11 protein-coding genes are annotated in these 16,564 nt (G+C 71.6%); 6 read left to right on the plus strand and 5 right to left on the minus strand.

The features are described from left to right. Positions 1–61: 61 nt before the first annotated feature. Complete coding sequence (locus AB0B97_RS11200; protein ID WP_357492700.1) at positions 62–2,383, plus strand: BTAD domain-containing putative transcriptional regulator; 2,322 nt, start codon at positions 62–64, stop codon at positions 2,381–2,383. A gap of 111 nt (positions 2,384–2,494) precedes the next feature. Here the strand turns inward: AB0B97_RS11200 and AB0B97_RS11205 are convergent, their stop codons facing one another. Further along, positions 2,495–3,568: a glycerophosphodiester phosphodiesterase family protein gene (locus AB0B97_RS11205; protein WP_357492702.1), complete on the minus strand. Its 1,074-nt coding sequence runs from the start codon at positions 3,566–3,568 to the stop codon at positions 2,495–2,497. A 184-nt stretch (positions 3,569–3,752) separates the two neighbouring features. Then, complete coding sequence (locus AB0B97_RS11210; protein WP_357492705.1) at positions 3,753–5,819, minus strand: PQQ-dependent sugar dehydrogenase; 2,067 nt, start codon at positions 5,817–5,819, stop codon at positions 3,753–3,755. 878 nt (positions 5,820–6,697) lie between these two features. On the opposite strand from AB0B97_RS11210, the gene AB0B97_RS11215 reads away from it, so the two are divergent. The 4 genes from AB0B97_RS11215 to AB0B97_RS11230 all read left to right on the plus strand — a co-directional run bounded on the left by AB0B97_RS11215 (position 6,698) and on the right by AB0B97_RS11230 (position 12,216). Further along, positions 6,698–7,744 carry a polysaccharide deacetylase family protein gene (locus AB0B97_RS11215; protein ID WP_234581226.1) on the plus strand — a complete coding sequence of 349 codons (1,047 nt, stop codon included), beginning with the start codon at positions 6,698–6,700 and terminating at the stop codon, positions 7,742–7,744. 213 nt (positions 7,745–7,957) lie between these two features. Further along, entirely contained in the window at positions 7,958–9,460 is a 1,503-nt protein-coding gene (locus tag AB0B97_RS11220) for an FAD-binding oxidoreductase (RefSeq protein WP_357492707.1), read from the plus strand. 171 nt (positions 9,461–9,631) lie between these two features. Then, on the plus strand, positions 9,632–11,674 hold the full coding sequence (locus AB0B97_RS11225; RefSeq protein WP_357492709.1) for a copper resistance protein CopC: 2,043 nt from the start codon (positions 9,632–9,634) through the stop codon (positions 11,672–11,674). Positions 11,675–11,844: 170 nt separating this feature from the next. Continuing rightward, the gene (locus AB0B97_RS11230) at positions 11,845–12,216 is read left to right on the plus strand and encodes a metalloregulator ArsR/SmtB family transcription factor (protein ID WP_007461709.1); all 372 of its coding nucleotides are present in this window, start codon (positions 11,845–11,847) and stop codon (positions 12,214–12,216) included. Positions 12,217–12,244: 28 nt separating this feature from the next. On the opposite strand, the gene AB0B97_RS11235 is transcribed toward AB0B97_RS11230, so the two are convergent. Together AB0B97_RS11235 and AB0B97_RS11240 are read right to left on the minus strand one after the other, a co-directional pair. Further along, positions 12,245–13,063: an SAM-dependent methyltransferase gene (locus AB0B97_RS11235; protein WP_357492712.1), complete on the minus strand. Its 819-nt coding sequence runs from the start codon at positions 13,061–13,063 to the stop codon at positions 12,245–12,247. Between the two features lie 76 nt (positions 13,064–13,139). Next, on the minus strand, positions 13,140–14,153 hold the full coding sequence (locus AB0B97_RS11240) for a PaaX family transcriptional regulator C-terminal domain-containing protein (RefSeq protein ID WP_357492714.1): 1,014 nt from the start codon (positions 14,151–14,153) through the stop codon (positions 13,140–13,142). A gap of 282 nt (positions 14,154–14,435) precedes the next feature. Between AB0B97_RS11240 and AB0B97_RS11245 the strand changes: the two genes are divergently transcribed. Then, positions 14,436–15,824 (plus strand): PHB depolymerase family esterase, encoded by a 1,389-nt coding sequence (locus AB0B97_RS11245; protein WP_357492716.1) that lies wholly within the window; start codon positions 14,436–14,438, stop codon positions 15,822–15,824. A 125-nt stretch (positions 15,825–15,949) separates the two neighbouring features. On the opposite strand, the gene AB0B97_RS11250 is transcribed toward AB0B97_RS11245, so the two are convergent. Continuing rightward, positions 15,950–16,564, minus strand: a complete 615-nt coding sequence (locus tag AB0B97_RS11250; RefSeq protein WP_357492718.1) for a dihydrofolate reductase family protein — start codon at positions 16,562–16,564, stop codon at positions 15,950–15,952.

Raw genomic sequence — 16,564 nt, forward strand, 5'->3', positions numbered from 1 at the left:
CGTAGTGCCCGGTTGTCTCTTCGCTCGCCTGAGCCTCCACGAGAGAACACAGGAGCGGTGAATGTCCGGAGACAATGTCAACCATGCCTGGCGCCCGTCGACGCCGGCTCGCAGCGAAGGTGGGGACGAGGCATCGACAGCGGAACGACACCCTACGGGTGGTGACCCGGGGCGGGCGCTGCGTCACCTCGCCGCCGCCGGTGACCGCGCGGCCGCGCACCTGTGGCTCGCCACCCAACCCGACCTCCTCGCCGCGACACCCGACCCGGCCGACGCGCCGGTCGCGGAGATCTGGCGCGCGGCGCTGCGGCACCACCTCGCCGGGGAACCGCACCTGGCGGCGGCCCGTCTGGCGACCGCGCCGATCGGCGCGACGGGCCCACACGCCGTGCAGATGTACTGCCACGCGGCCGTGCACCACCTGCTCGACGACGACATCGAGCGGGCCAGCGCGGACGTCGAGGAGGCGGCGCGTGCCGCCCACGCGTGCGGCGTCCCGACCGCCCACCGGGCGTACGCCCGGATTGTCGTGCTGCTCGCCGCCGCCACCGGCGACGCGACGGCGACCCACGGGCGCGCGGAGGCGACCGACGGGCTGCGCCGCGCGGACGCCGACCTGCTGCGGTTGATGGTCCACCTGGACCTGGCCGGCCACCTGCTGTGGGCCGGCGACGCCACCGACGCGCTGCGGCACGCCGAAGCGGCCGTCCGACTGACCGAGGTGGCGGGCGACACGGGTTTCGAGCCGTACGCGCTGACCCTCGCCGCGGTGGCGAAGTGTCAGCTCGGCCGGTTGGAGGAGGCCCTCGCCGACGGGGCGGCAGGGCTTCGCCTGCGGGAACTGGCGGGAGTCGCCGCCGACGAGGCGATCTCGCTCGCCGCCCTCGGGATGGTGCACCGTCGCCGGCGGGAGCCGCGGCAGGCCCGGCAGGCGTTGGAGAGCGCCCTGGCCGCGGTGGGCAGCGGTCAGCCGCGCATCGTCTCGCCCGCCTGGGTCCTGGCCGAGCTGGCGCGGATCCGCGCGGCCGACGACCTGTGCGCCGCGCAGGATCTCGCCGAACGGGCGGTCACCATGGCGCGGGAGCCCGAACGACCGTACGCCCTGCTGGCCCGTGGCTGGGTGGCGCTGCTGCGCGGTGACACCGCCGCCGCCCACTTCGACGCCGCCGAGGCCCGCACCGGCGCGACCGTCGGGCGGCGACGCGCCACCCTCGTCGAGGCGCTTCAACTCACCGTGCTCGCGGCGGACGACCCGCGCGCGTCAGCCGGGCTGCTCGACGACGCCGCCGCGCTCTGCCGGGAACTGGGCGACCCGGCCGAGGAGGCCACCGTCGCGCTGATCGCCGCGCGACTGCAGGGGCGGCAGGCCCGCCGTGGCGCCGAGGGCGCCGGGCAGAAGCTGCGCCGGTGCGGGGTACGCCTGGACCCGGGCGTCGCCGACGGGCTCACCGCGATCACGCTGCGCGTACCGGCGGTGGTCATCCACACGCTGGGCGACTTCCGGGTGTTCCGGGCCGGCGCCGTCGTCCCGTACGGCGAGTGGCAGTCCAAGAAGGCACGGGACCTGCTGAAGATCCTCGTCGCGCACCGGGGACGCGCCGTGCCCCGGGCCAGGCTGATGGAGCTGCTCTGGCCGGACGAGTCACCGTCGCGTACCGCGAACCGGCTGTCGGTGCTGCTGTCCACGTTGCGCCGGGTGCTCGGCACCGGACGCCGCACCAGCGGCCGGGGCGCGGTGCTGGCCGACCGGGGTTCGGTGGCGATCGACCTGGACGTGATCGACGTGGACGTCGAGACGTTCCTGACCGCCGCCGAGGAGGCGCAGGTCGCCCTGCGGGGCGGACACCCGGACACGGCCCGCGCGCTGGTCCGGGCCGACGAGCTGTACGGCGGGGACTTCCTCGCCGACGACCCGTACGAGGACTGGGCGCAGCCGCTGCGCGAGGAGGCGCAGGTCGCCCACACCAGCGTGCTGCGGGCTCTGGCCCAGCACGCCTCGGACACCGACCAGAAGCTGGTCTACCTGATGCGGCTGGTGCACCGGGACCCGTACGACGAGGACGCCCACCTGGAGTTGGTGCAGGTGCTGCGCGCGGCCGGGCGGCACGGCGAGGCGCAGCGGCGCTACCGCACGTACGTCGAGCGGATGCGGGAGTTGGGCATCGCGCCGGCCGGCGGTGAGGCGACCGACCCCGACGCGGGGCCCGCCGGGGCCGGCGGCGGGCAGCACGCCGACTCGCCGCCTGGGGCACTGGCCCGGTGGCGGGCCCCGGCCGCGCAGGCCCGGCCGTGGACGACGGAGTTGGGCGGCGCCCACCGACCGACAGGCGTGCCGGCGCAGCGGAGGGGGAATCCGAGGAGACTCATTGAGCATCCGGCCTGACCGGACCGCCCGGGCCGTCGCCGGCCGCGCCGCGGCACGCGCGCCGGACGGGACCGGCCCCACGAGCGCGCCAGGCGGCTCACGGGACCGGCCCCGGATCGGGCGTACGGGTCAGTGGCGGGGCTGGTAGCTCTTCGGCAGCCGCATGCCCCGCTCGGCCATGATCTCCCGGACCCGGTTCGGGTAGTTGGTGATGATCCCGTCGACGCCCATGTCCATCAACGCGGACACGGTTGCCGGGTCGTCGCAGGTCCACGGAATGATCTTCAGGCCCCGGGCGTGCGCCTCGGCCACCATCGTCGCGTCCGGGTAGAAGCGGAAGTTCGGGTCGCTGATGGTCCCGTTCTGCGGGAATCCGTAGTTGGGCGACAGGGCGGTGACGCCGGGGATGGCGGCGGCCGCCTTCACGAAGTCACCGTCGTAGTCGTCAGCGTCGATTCCCCCCAGCCAGGGGGACGCGCCCGGCTGGCCGACCTGGAGGAAGTCGTAGTTCGTGAGGGCCACCAGCGGCCACTTCGGCGCGAGCCGGTGCATCGCCTTGAGCGCACCCCAGTCGAACGACTGGATGGTGACCTGCTTTTCGATGCCGGAGGCGTGGATCTCCTCGAAGACCCGCCGGACGAACAGCTCACGCGGCGCGGTCTGCTCGGGCGCTCCCGCCTCGACCTTGGTCTCGATGTTGAGGGTGATCTGCTTGGCCCGGTAGCTCTTGACGAGGCCGAGGACGTCCTTCAACTCGACCATGCGGAAGCCCTTGACCTGCTCCTGCTCGGGAAAGCCCGGAAGCTGCTGGTAGCCGCAGTCCATGGTCTTGAGCTGGGCGAGGGTGAGGTCCTTGATGTACTTGCCGACGTACGGGTACATCGGGTCACCGGCCCGGACCGGTGCGGTGTCGGCGCACTTCTGGGCGCTGATCTGGCGGTCGTGATTGACGACCACCTTCTGGTCCTTCGTGATCTGGGTGTCCAGCTCCAGCGTGGTGACACCGAGGCGCATCGCCTTGCCGAAGCCCTCCAGCGACTCCTCGGTGGTCATGCCGATGCCGCCGCGGTGGGCCTGGAGGTCGAAATGGGTCTTCTGGGGGTGCAGCGCGCTGGCGCTGTCGACTGGCGACGCGTGCGCGGCTACCGGAGCGGCGAGCGCGGGCAGAACGGCGAGGCCCGCCAGAACGTGACGCAGGGACATGGTGCAAACCTCAGCTCTTGGGTGCAGATGCCCTGGTGAGGCTAGGTGGAAGCCGATCCGGCACGGTGACCTCGCCACGAGCGTTGTGTGAACGCTCGTCGAACCTCAGAGCTGCGGGGACCGCGTCCCGGCCTCGCCGACGGCCTCCGCGCCGAAGCCCGGTGACCGTCGGCGAACGTCCCGGCTAACCGCCGAGAGTGACGTGCAGGACGCGTTCGTTGCTGTTGTTCGGGGTGCTGTCCTTGTCGCCGGTGTTGGTGGTGGTGAGCCACAGTCCCCCGTCGGGCGCCGGCTCCACCGTCCGCAACCGGCCGTAGGTGCCACTGAAGTACGTCTGCACGTTCGTCAGGCTGCTGCCGCTGATCACGGCGCGGTACATCCGCGTACCGCGGGCGCAGGCGACGTAGAGCGCGTCGCGCACGATCGCGATGCCGGAGCAGGAGCCCTCGGCGGTCGGGTAGGTGCGGGCCGGCGCGATGTAGCCGGCCGTGCCGCAGGTGCCGCTGGTGCCCTCGCAGGCCGGCCAGCCGTAGTTGCCGCCCCGCGTGATCAGGTTGGTCTCATCCATGATCGAGTTGCCGAACTCCTGCTCCCACAGGCGGCCCTGCGAGTCGAACGCGAGCCCCTGCGGATTGCGGTGACCGTAGCTCCACACGTAGTTGCCGAACGGGTTGTCCGAGGGCACGCCGCCGTCCGGGTTGAGGCGCAGGATCTTGCCCTCGAGGCTGGAGCGGTCCTGGGCGTACGCGCCGTTCTGCGCGTCGCCGGTGCTGGCGTACAGCTTGCCGTCCGGGCCGAAGCGCAGCCGACCGCCGTTGTGGTACTTGTTGCGCCGGATCCCGCTGAGCAGGACCTGTTCGCTGGCGGTGGTGAGCCGGTCGTTCTCCATCTTGATCCGGACGATCCGGTTGTCGCTCGGCGAGGTGTGCATGATGTAGAGCCACCGGTCGCTGGCGAAGCTCGACGAGATCGCGAGGCCCAGCAGACCACCTTCACCGTCGGTGCTCTGCACGTTCGGCACGGTGCCCACTGTGGTCTTCGTCCCCGTGGTGGGGTTGAGGTGGATGATGTCGTGCGCGTCGCGGCGGTTGTAGAGGACGGTGCCGTCCGGCAGCGTCACCAGGCCCCACGGGACGTCGGTGTCGGTGGTGACCTGCCGCACCGTGCACACCGGGTTGGCGCAGGCGCCGCCGGTGCTCACCGCGACGGAGGCGCTGCGCGCCGAGGCGTTGTCCTGCCCGTCGCGAGCGAGGACCTGGTACTGGTACGTGGTGTTCGCCGCCAGGCCGCTGTCGGTGAAGGTGGTGGCCGGCGGGGCGCCCGTGACAGTGCCGATCTTCACGCCATTGCGGTAGACGTCGTACGCCCGGACCCCGACGTTGTCGCTCGATGCGGTCCACCGCAGGGTCACAGTGGTCCCCGACGCGGTGCCGGTGAGCTGCGTCGGCGTGCTTGGCGGCACGGTGTCGGCCTGGCAGGGCGGCGGCGTGATCGTCACGGTGGCACTGGCCTGCGACACGTTGCCGGCGGCGTCGCGCGCGTTGACGTACAGGCCCCAGGTCGCTCCGGGGACGACGGTGAGGCTGGCCGACAGGGTGCCGCCGCTCACCGAGGTCATGAGCTGGCCGTCGTGGTAGATGTCGTAGAACGCCACCGCGACGTTGTCCGTCGAGGCGTTCCACGCGAACGTCACCGAGTTGCAGGTCAGCCCGCTCACCCGGGGGTTGCCCGGGGGCGTGGGCGGCTGACTGTCGGTGCTGCCCAGCGATGACGTCCAGCGCTGGTTGGTCTGCCCGTTGCAGGTCCAGAGGCCGACAGTCGTGCCGTTGGCGGTGCCGCCGCCGGTCACGTCCAGGCAGAGCCCGGACTGGACACCGACGATGCTCCCGTCGGCGTTGATCCGCCAGCGTTGGTTGGCACCGCCGGTGCAGCCGTAGATCTGCAGCGCGGCCGGCGCGCTGGTGTCCTGGCCGACCACGTCGAGGCACATCGTCGCGTCGTACGCCCGCAACTCGCCGGCCGCGGTGAACGTCCAGGCCTGGTTGACCTGGCCGACGCAGTCGTAGATGTTGATGCCGGCGCCGGGTGTCCGGGAGTTGCCCACCACGTCCAGGCACCGACCGGACGCCACACCGACGACTGTCGACGGGCCCGCCGCCGACGCCGGCACACCGACCGCCGCGGCCAGCAGCACCGCCACGGCGAACGCCGGCACCAGCCGTCGTGGTCTGACTCGGGCGAAGTTTCGCATCCGTCCTCCAGGGTCGGGGCATCGAACGGCCCGACCCCACGCCGGACGACCCAGCGCCCGACCGGACCGACGAGAAGCAACATCGACCATCAAAGATGGATTCGCGGCACATGTCAAACGATGTCGTTCGATCGGGGACAAACCGATCAACGGGGTCGCCGCCGCCGGTCGGGACAGGCGCGCGGGGCGCCGACGGTGATCCGACCCGGCGGCCGGACCGCCCCAGCCCGCCGTGCGGGGCGATCCGGCCGGCGGTCAGCTCGCCCTGCGTGAGACCGTTGGCCAAGGTGCGGCCGGCTGCCGTCGCCGCCCGGCAGACCAGGTCGCCGCGAGCGACCCGAATCGACATCCGTCAAGGTCTGTCGATGGCGGAAGTATTGGTAGCACGGCGGCGCACTGTCAACGTTTATCGGAAACATTGCGGAATCACCTGACGAGCGTCGCCCGCTGAACGGCCTGTCGAACCTGGCCAGAGCCCTGATCAATCAGTCGACAACAGATGCCTCGGCGACGTCCGTCATCGATTGGTCGGATCTCCGCCGAGAGTTCCGGGAGATTTCCGGATCACGCGATCGAGTGCTCCCTGAATCGAGGCCGAAAGGTCCGGCCTTTGCGAGCACCTGGTTGCCATTGCTCCGACATCCCGGCTGTTCCCGGGTCACGTCGAGCACGAGAGCGGCTCCGGACGACTCCGGCCGGGGTTCCGGAAATTGTTGACGCGTCGGAATTCCCGCTGCAATACTCCGATCCATTCTGGTCGATGCGATCCGGCTTCCGGCGAGCTTCGGTCGATCTCCCCACCCACCACCCACACGTCCGGACCGGACCGTGCCGCCCACACACACCGGGGCGCGTCCGACCCGGTAGAAGGGGCACAGATGAGCACTGTCTCCGCTGGCACGCTCGTACGGTCGAGGCGACTCCGTGCGGTGCTGTCCATCCTCGCCACCGCCGTCGCGACATGCGGCGTCGTCGTCGTGGCCACCGCGACCCCGTCGAGCGCCGCCACCTGCAACGGCTACGTCGGGCTCACCTTCGACGACGGTCCGACCGGCAGCACCAGCGCCCTGCTGAACGTGCTGCGCGCCAACGGCGTACGGGCCACGATGTTCAACATCGGGCAGAACGCGCAGAACAACAGGTCGGCGGCGCAGGCACAGGTGGCCGCCGGCATGTGGGTCGGCAACCACAGCTGGAGCCACGCCCACATGACGTCGATGAGCCAGTCCCAGATGCAGTCCGACCTGTCCCAGACGAGTTCGGCGATCCAGTCCGCGACCGGCAGCCGGCCGCAGCTGTTCCGGCCGCCGTACGGGGAGACCAACTCGACCCTCCAGTCGGTCGCCTCGTCGCTCGGGATGCGGCAGGTGATCTGGGACGTCGACTCACAGGACTGGAACGGCGCGAGCGTCAGCCAGATCGTGTCGAACGCCAGCCGTCTCCAGGCCGGCCAGGTCATCCTCATGCACGACGGGATCCAGAACACCCGGGACGCCATCGGCCAGATCGTGGCCAACCTGACCAGCCGCAATCTCTGCCCCGGCATGATCTCGCCGTCCACCGGTCGCGCGGTCGCACCCGACGGCGCGACCCCGCCGCCGGGCAGCACGACTCCCCCGCCCAGCAGCACGACCCCGCCCCCGTCCGGCGGCAGTTGCACGGCGACGGCGACGACGCCGAACGTCTGGGGTGACCGGTACAACACCTCGGTCACCGTCAGCGGCACCAGCACCTGGACGGTGGTGGTCGCCCTCACCGCGCCGCAGAAGGTCTCCACCATCTGGAACGGCAACGCCACCTGGGACAGCAGCGGCTACGTCATGACCGTGCGCCCCAACGGCAGCGGCAACACGTTCGGCTTCACCACGATGTTCAACGGCAACAGCAGCGCCCGACCGCAGATCCGCTCCTGTACGGCCGGCTGACGCCGCGACGGTCCTGCGTGGCGTCGACTGACGTCACGCAGGACCGAGCCGTCCCGCACACCACGAACCGACCCGTCCCGATCACCCGACCGGGTTTCCGGACAAAAACGCCCATCTCCGAATAACTCTCCCGTAATAGCGTGAGTTGCGTGCCACCGGGCCAGAACCACTCTGGTCGATCGCTGGCGGAACCCACATCGAGAGGATCGGACCATGCGCGACCTATCTCGTCGCGAAGTACTCAAGGCGACGGCGGCCGTCGGCGCGGGGGCCGCGGTCTTTCCCGGCATCGTGGCCGCCGGCACCCCGGGGTTCGCGGCCGACGGCGGCCCGGGTCCGTCTTCCACCGCGGAGTGCCCGCCGGCGGAGCTGACCGGCCGCATCGTCCGCCCGCAGGATCCCGGCTACGCGAACGCGAGCCTCGGCTGGGACGAGCTGTTCGTCCGCTACCCGCTGGTCATCGTCTTCGCCCAGAACACCCAGGACGTGGTCAACGCCCTGACCTGGGCGCGGCAGAACGACGTCGCGCTGCGGGTGCGCAGTGGCCGGCACAGCCTGGAGGGCTGGTCGAACGTCGACAACGGCATCGTGATCGACGTGAGCGAGCTGAAGTCGACAGACATCGACTACGCAAGCCGCACCGCGCGGGTGGGCGCCGGGCTCAACCAACTGGAGGCGGTCACCGCGCTCGGTGAGCACGACCTCGCGGTGACCACCGGGACGGAGGGAAGCGTGGGCCTGTCCGGCGCGACCCTCGGCGGCGGTCTCGGCTTCCTCACCCGCTACCTCGGGATGGCCTGCGACAGCCTGATCGGGGCGGAGATCGTGGTCGCGTGGGGCACCAACGGCGCGAAGGCGATCGAGGTGGACCTGCACAACCACGAGGACCTGCTCTGGGCCCTGCGCGGCGCGGGCAACGGGAACTTCGGGATCGTCACCTCACTCACCTACCGGGTGACGCCGCTGCACAGCGTCGCCTACGTCCAGGCGACCTGGGACGGCCTGGGCGACCTGGAGGAAATCTTCGACACCTGGCAGCGCATCGCTCCGTTCACCGACTACCGCCTCGGGACCCAGGTCGAGATCCACAAGTCCCAGATCCTGCTGTTCGCGGTGCTCGCCGACGGTCCGGAGGCCGAGGCGAGGGAGTTGCTGGAGCCGATCCTCTCGATCGGCAGCCCCGAGGTCACCGTACAGACCGGGGGCTGGGGCGAGATCTACGCGGGCTTCCAGATCCCGACCGAGGACGAGCCCGCCAACTGGAAGTTCTTCTCGCAGTTCTCCAACCGGCCGTTCCCGAAGAAGGCGATAGGTGTGGTCCGGGCCTTCATGGACAAGGCACCCACGGACGACAGCAACTTCTTCCTCCAGGCGTTCGGCCGCGGGGCCCAGGCGCACGAGCCCCGTGGCGGGTCCGCGTTCCCGCACCGCGACGCGCTCTTCTACTCCGAGCCGGGCGTCGGCTGGGGCACGCGCGGGGAGCCGGACAGCGGCGACGCCCTCACCCCGGTCGCCCAGACCTGGATCGCCGAGTTCAGCCAGGCCCTGCGGCCGTACGTCGACGGCGCCTACGTCAACGTGCCGAACATCGGGATGGCCGAGTGGGAGTCGGCCTACTGGGGGTCCAACTTCTACCGACTGCGCAAGGTCAAGGCGAAGTACGACCCGCACAACGTCTTCCAGTACGAGCAGAGCATTCCACCCGCGACCTGCTGAAGCGACGGCCCCGGACCACGCGTGGGCGTGGGCGTGGTCCGGGGTCGTGGCGCGCGGCGACGGTCGTGGCCACCGGCGGAGTGTGCCGACCGGAGCGAGCGCAACTTTTGCCGTCGGCGAAAAAAGATCAGCTCCTTGTGAAGAAAGCCTCACCCCGGTGAGGATATTCAGATGCGTCGTCTCCCCCAGAGTCTCGGCCGGCTGGTCGCGGGCGTGCTCGCGCTCGCCCTCGCCACGGCGGTCACCCTTCTCGCGTCCGCTCAGCCCGCCGCAGCTCACGGGACGTTCGCGATGTCCACTCCCGAGAGCGGCGCCACGGTGCCGGGGCCGTTGACGTCGGTGGCGCTGTACTTCACGGAGAAGGTCGGCGCCAACGCCTACTTCACGGTCACCGCGCCGAACGGCGTCCGCGTCGACAACGGCTGGACGTACGGGGAGCCGAAGCCGCTGACCAAGCCGGTGCGGGAGTACTTCCTGGTCGACGGCCAGTTCCAGCCACGCGAGTACACGACAGGCTTTCCGGCGGTGGTGTCGGTCGCGCACCTTCCCGCCGCCGGCCAGTACTCGGTGAGCTACCTGTCGGTGGCCTCCGACGGTGACGCGGTGCGCGGCACGATGACGTTCCGCTACACCGGCCGGGCGACCAAGGCTCCGCAGGGTTGGCAACCGCCGACCCAGCAGCCCGACCCCGCGCTGCTGGCGGCCATCGACCAGCACGCCTCCACGGGGCAGCAGCCGGTGGCCTCGGCGGCGCCCGCCGGCTCGCTCGGCACGACGCCTGCGGCGCCCGCCGCACGCCCGCAGGAGCGAAGCGGCCCGGGCGCGCTGCTCGGGGTCGGTGGGGCGGTCGCGGTCCTGGCTGCGGTGGCGGGATTCGTCCTCTGGCGTCGTCGTTCGTCGCCCGCGGGTGGATCGCCTGGCCGGGTCCGCACGTCGAAGGCTCCCGCCGGCCGGGGCGGTCGCGTCGCCCCCTCGGCACGCAAGCCCGTCGGCGCCAAGAGCACGGCGACCGCCGGCAGGAACGCGGCGACCGCCGGCAGGAGCCCGGCGACCACGGGCGGCGGTCGCGCGGCAGGTGGCAGGCAGCGCAGCGCCGCCGTACCCCCGGCGCAGAGAAGCGGCGCGCGCTCCAGCGCGCGAGGTCCGGTAGTGGTCGAGTCCGCGCCGGCGCCGTCCGCGCAGGCCCTGGCCACGCCCGAGGACGCGTCGCCCGCCGAACGGTCGCGGCCCGAGGCGCAGGACGGCACCGGGGCACGCGGGTCACGACTGACCAACACCCACCTGGCGCTGCTCGTCGGCGGGCTCATGGTGGCTCTGCTGGCCGGCTTCGGGCTCGCCCGCATCGGCGCCGGCGACGCGTCCACTGCCGGGAACGCTCGTCGGCCCGGGGCCGCCGGCGGGGCGCCGACCGGCGCCGGGGAGGCCCTGTCGGCCGGGAACGGGCACGACCACGCGCCCGGGACGGGGCCGCACTCGCATCCGGGGGACGTCGGCGCGGGTGAGACGCTGGCGACCGGGACGACGGTCAGTGCGGGCGGTTACACGTTGCAGCCCCTGGAGCGGACCCAGCCGCCCGGCGTACGCGCGGACTACCGGTTCCGGATCGTCGGGACCGACCGGCAGCCGGCGACGCGTTTCGCCGTCGTGCACGAGAAGCCGTTGCACCTGATCGTGGTGGGGCGCGACCTCGGCGGCTACCAGCACCTGCACCCGACGATGGCGTCCGACGGCACCTGGAGCGTCCCCCTGACACTGGCCCGACCGGGTGGCTACCGCGTCTTCGCCGACTTCTCCGTCAACGCCCCCGACGGTCGACAGGTGCCCCTCGTGCTGGGCGTCGACCACCACGTGCCGGGCGCGTACGCCCCGGCCGCGTTGCCACCGGCCCAGGCCCAGGCGACGGCCGGACCGTTCACGGTGTCGATGACCGGGACGCCCACCGCCGGGGTGACCGCGCCGGTGCGATTCCAGCTCACGCGCACCGACGCCGCCGGGCCGGTCCAGCCGCAGCGATACCTGGGCGCGTACGGGCACCTGGTCGTCGTTCGCGAGGGTGACCTCGGGTACGTGCACGTCCACCCGGAGCAGGAGCTGGTCGACGGCGCTGTCGCGTTCTGGCTGACCGTCCCCAGCGCCGGCCGGTACCGGGCCTTCTTCGACTTCCAGGTCGACGGGAAGGTCCAGACCGCCGAGTACACGATCAACCTGCCCTGACGGCTGGCCCACGCGGCCCCGGTTCGACGGAGGACGTCAGCCGTACGCCCTCCGGAGAGCCCACCGAGGGCGCGTCGGCCACGACACGCGTCGATGGTGTCGTGATGAGCACAGCATCCGCTCGGGGATTTGTCCGGTTCCGCCGCTCTGTTCCCCAGGTTGGTGGAACGATGGCTGTCGTGGGAACTGCCGAGACTGCCATGCCTGCCATTTCGCCGCTTGCCGGTGAGCCGATCAAACGCGCGGATGCCGAGCGGCTCGCGGGGGTGCTGAAGGCGTTCGCCGATCCGGCCCGCCTGCGGCTGCTCAGCCTGATCCAGGCCGCCCCGGAGGGCGAGGCCTCGGTCACCGACCTCACCGCGCCGCTCAACCTCTCTCAGCCGACCGTGAGCCATCACCTGCGGATTCTCACCGAGGCCGGCCTGATCGAGCGCGAGAAGCGCGGCGTGTGGGCGTATTACCGCATCGTGCCGTCGGCGATCGCGGCGATCGCCGACCTGCTGACGCCGCCCCGCAAGCGGCCGACGAAGAAGACTCGCTGAGCGACCGCGGCGCCGGTGGCGGTCGTCGTCACGGGACCCGGGCGACGGCGGCGTTGAACGACACGTCCTCTACGGACGGGCGCGGCTGCGGCGCGTCGTCGGCGTGCCAGCGCGCCACCGACACGATGCCCGGCTCGACGAGCTCCAGCCCGTCGAGAAGGGCCGCGAACTGCTCGGTGCTCCGGGCCTGGAACCGGCCGTCGCGGTTGTTGGCTTCGAGCTGGGCGGTGACGGCGGGCGGCAGGTATTCCCAGGTCACGTGCGAGGCGACCACGTAGCTGCCGGACGGCAGCGCCGCGATGAGCCGATCGAGGATGCCCTTGGGGTCCTCGTCGTCGCGGATGAAGTGCAGGATGGCCACCAACATCAGCGCGACGGGCCGGGTCAGGTCCAGTGTCGTGCGCAGATCGGGGTGGGCGAGGATCGTCTCCGGCTCGCGCAGGTCGGCGTCGAGGTAGGCCGTCCGCCCCTCGGGCGTGCTGGACAACAGCGCGCGGGCGTGGGCCAGGACGATCGGGTCGTTGTCGACGTACACCACCCGTGCCGACGGGTCGATGCCCTGGGCAACCTCGTGGGTGTTGTCGGCGGTCGGGATGCCGGTCCCGATGTCCAGGAACTGCCGGACGCCGTGCCGCGCCAGGAAGCGCACCGCGCGTTGCAGGAACATCCGGTTCTCCACGGCGGAGAGCCGGATGGTGGGCATCGCGGCCGCGAGCGCGTCGCCGGACTCCCGGTCGGCGGCGAAATTGTCCTTACCACCCAACAGGTAGTTGTACCGGCGGGCAGGGTGCGCGACCGAGGTGTCGATCCGGTCGGTCGCCGAAAGGTCTGCACCGCGTGACGTCATCCGGCCTCCCCAGTGCTGCGCGTTCTCCACAAGGTACACACCTGGCCGCCGGTGGGGAGACCCCGTCAGCCCCCGTTCAGGTCGCGCAGCTCTCGACCGGCGCCGACGTGCCGCCCCGGTCCGGAGCCGGGTCCGCGCCGCAGACACCGGCGAGCAGGTCGGCGGTGGTGTGCGCCTGGATGCCGGGCTGCGCGCCGTCGGCGAACCGCGCGACGACCGACCGGACGTGGCGCGCGGCCGGTTCGGCGAGGCCGTCGTAGACGGCTTCGAACAGCTCCCGGGCCGGCCGTCGGAGCCAGCCGGGCGGCAGCAGCTCCAGCGGCAACCGGGGGTCGAGGGTGGGAAACCGCCGGAAGGTGTCCATGACCTCGGTACGCGCCCGTACCGCCGCCGCGCCGTCGACGGCTCCGGATCGCAGCACCGGCACCAGGGGCGTCCAGCGCCGCAGGAACTCCTCGTAGTGCCGTCCGATCGCCTCGATGTCCCAGGCGTCGATGGGAGCGCGCTGGCCGATCACGTCGAGCGCGGCCTGCCGCCCGCGAAACACCGTGACGGCGCCGAGAGTGAATCGGGCGAGCTGGGCCCTGCCCTGCGCGCTCAGTTCGTACGGCGAGATCCACAGACCGTCGTACAACGGCGCGTACCCGAGCCAGCGGAGCTGGCCCCGCAGGGCCCGTCGCTGGGTGCTGTGATCCTGCGGCAGCGAGAAGGCGACGATGGTCCAGCATCCGTCCCACGTCGTGACCTCGGTGGTGGCGGCCAGGATCCAACTGCCGCCGCTGGACAGGTTCGCGGCGGCGGCGCGGCTGATCCGGTAGGAGCTGCGCCGCCCCTCCCGGCTGCCCTCCAGCACACCCCGACGGGCCAGGCGGCTGATCGCGGCGCGAGCGCCGGCAGTGCTCACCCCGGCCTCGGCGAGCAGCGCGACGAGGGCGGCGGACGGGATCCGCGCGCGGTTGCGCAGGGTGTAGTCGGCCAGCAGGGTCACCGCGAGATCCTGCGGCGAGCTGCCGGCCTGTCGCCGGGGCAGCCGCGGCGGGTCGTCCCCGTCGTCGGGATAGATCTCCTCGATGGTGAAGGGGCTTGCCACAGGCGCTCCCGGCTCGACTCAGGGACGGTGCACCGACTGTAGACGGACGGTCCGTGCCGCCGGGACCGCCGCGGCGGTCACCAGCACTCGTGCAATTGAGGTACATCGATTGACACTTCGACGACCGCGAGGAACACTATCTGCATCGCGACGCCGCACAGAGCCGGGCACAGGGCAAGCACACGTAGTGGGCGAGGCGCGATCACCACGGGCAGTCGGGCGCACCCGTGACCGCCGCGCGACCACACGCAACCCGCACAGGTGATCGAAGGAGTCGTCCCCGTGAAGATCCGAAGAAAACTGCTGCTCGGCCTGGTCACGTCGCTGGCAGCGGCCGGCCTGGTGGCACCCGCCCTCCAGCCCGCGTACGCCGCATCCCTCACCGAGGTGACCAGCTTCGGCGACAACCCCGGCGGAATGCGCATGCACGTCTACGTGCCCGACACCCGCCCGACCAGGCCCGCGATCGTGGTCGCCATGCACGGCTGCGGAGGATCGGGCCCCGGCTTCTACTCCGGCAGCGAGTTCGCCGCCCAGGCCGACCGGTACGGCTTCATCGTGATCTACCCGACCGCGACCCAGCAGGCCGGGTTCGGCAACTGCTTCGACACCTGGTCGGACGCCGCCAAGCGCCGCGGCGGCGGCAGCGACCCCGTGTCGATCATCTCGATGATCCGCTACGCCCAGCAGCAGTACGGCGGCGACCCCGACCGGGTGTACGCCACCGGCAGCTCGTCCGGCGGCATGATGACCAACCACATGCTGGCGCTGTATCCCGACGTGTTCAAGGCCGGCGCGGCGTTCATGGGAGTCCCCTACAACTGCTTCGCCAACGCGGCGGACTATCCACCGGGGAGCAGCCAGTGCACCGGCGGGAACATGAACCGCACCCCGCAACAGTGGGGTGACGCGGTCCGTCAGGCGTACCCCGGCTACTCCGGCCCCCGCCCGCGTGTGCAGTTGTGGCACGGCACCAGCGACACCCTCGTGCCGTACTCGCTGTTGCAGGAGACGATCGAGCAGTGGACCAACGTGTTCGGGCTCAGCCAGACACCCACCTCCACCGACACACCGCAATCCGGCTGGAACCGGCGTCGGTACGCCGACGCGAGCGGGACCGTTCAGGTCGAGGCGTACAGCATCCAGGGGGCCGGGCACAGCCTGCCCTCCGCCGGCATGGCCGCTGCCGCCGTCGCCTTCTTCGGCCTGACCGCCCCGCCGAACCCGACCACACCGCCGCCAAACCCGACCACGCCGCCACCCAACCCGACCACGCCGCCCCCGAACCCCACGACGCCGCCACCCAACCCGACCACGCCGCCCCCGAACCCGACCACGCCGCCGCCGGGTTCCGGCGCGTGCCGGGTGAGCGTCGCCGTCAACGCCTGGAACACCGGCCTGACCGAGAACTTCACCATCACCAACACCGGTGCCAGCGCCGTCAACGGCTGGTCGCTCGTGTTCACCCTGCCCGGCGGGCAGAGCATCACCTCGGGCTGGAACGCGACCTACTCCCCCACGTCCGGCCAGGTGACGGCCCGGAACGTCGCCTACAACGCCAGCATCCCGCCGAACGGATCGGTCACGATCGGCTTCCAGGCCACGCACACCGGCAACACCGCCCGACCGAGCTCGTTCACACTCAACGGCGCGACCTGCACGATCGCCTGATCGCGGACCTCCACCAGGGCTGAGCTGTCCGAGCCCGGACGAGATCGGGCCGGCCCCGTCGCGCGCAGCGACGGGGCCGGCTCGGACCAGGCGTCGGGCGGCCGACAGGTGGGCGGCCGGGTCGCCTAGTTTCCTGCGGGCACCTGGTCCTTGACCTCGTCGTAGCCGACCGCGCCGGGCGCGTCGGTCGGGGCGTAGATCACGCGGAGCACGCCCGTCGGAAACACCTCGGTCGCCGTCACCCGCAGGTGGTACGGGGTGTCACCGTCGTCGAACAGCCTGCGACCCTTGCGCGCCGCCACCGGGTGCACCAGCAGTCGCAGCTCGTCGACCAGCCCGGCGGCGAGGAGCTGCTGCACCACGGAGATCGACCCGGGAATGAGGATGCCCTTGATCCCGGCGTCGGCCTTGAGCGCGGCGACGGCCGCCGGGAGATCGCCGTCGACGAGCTCCGAGTTGCGCCAGGAGAACTCCAGCGGCTGGCGGGACACGACGACCTTGCGCACGTCCCCGAGCTGCTTGGCGAACCCGGCGTCCTCGCCACCCGCCGCCTCCCGGTCGGGCCAGGCTCCGGCGAAGCTGTCGTAGGTCACCCGGCCGATGAGCAGCACGTCGGACGTGTCGTAGTCCTCGGTGACGGCGCGGCCCATGTTGTCGTCGAAATACGGGAAGTGCCAGTCGGGGTCGATCTCGGCCACGCCGTCGGCCGAGATGAACAGCGTGGAGATGACCTTCGCCAT

The organism is Micromonospora sp. NPDC049004 (genome assembly GCF_040649315.1).
Lineage (GTDB): Bacteria > Actinomycetota > Actinomycetes > Mycobacteriales > Micromonosporaceae > Micromonospora.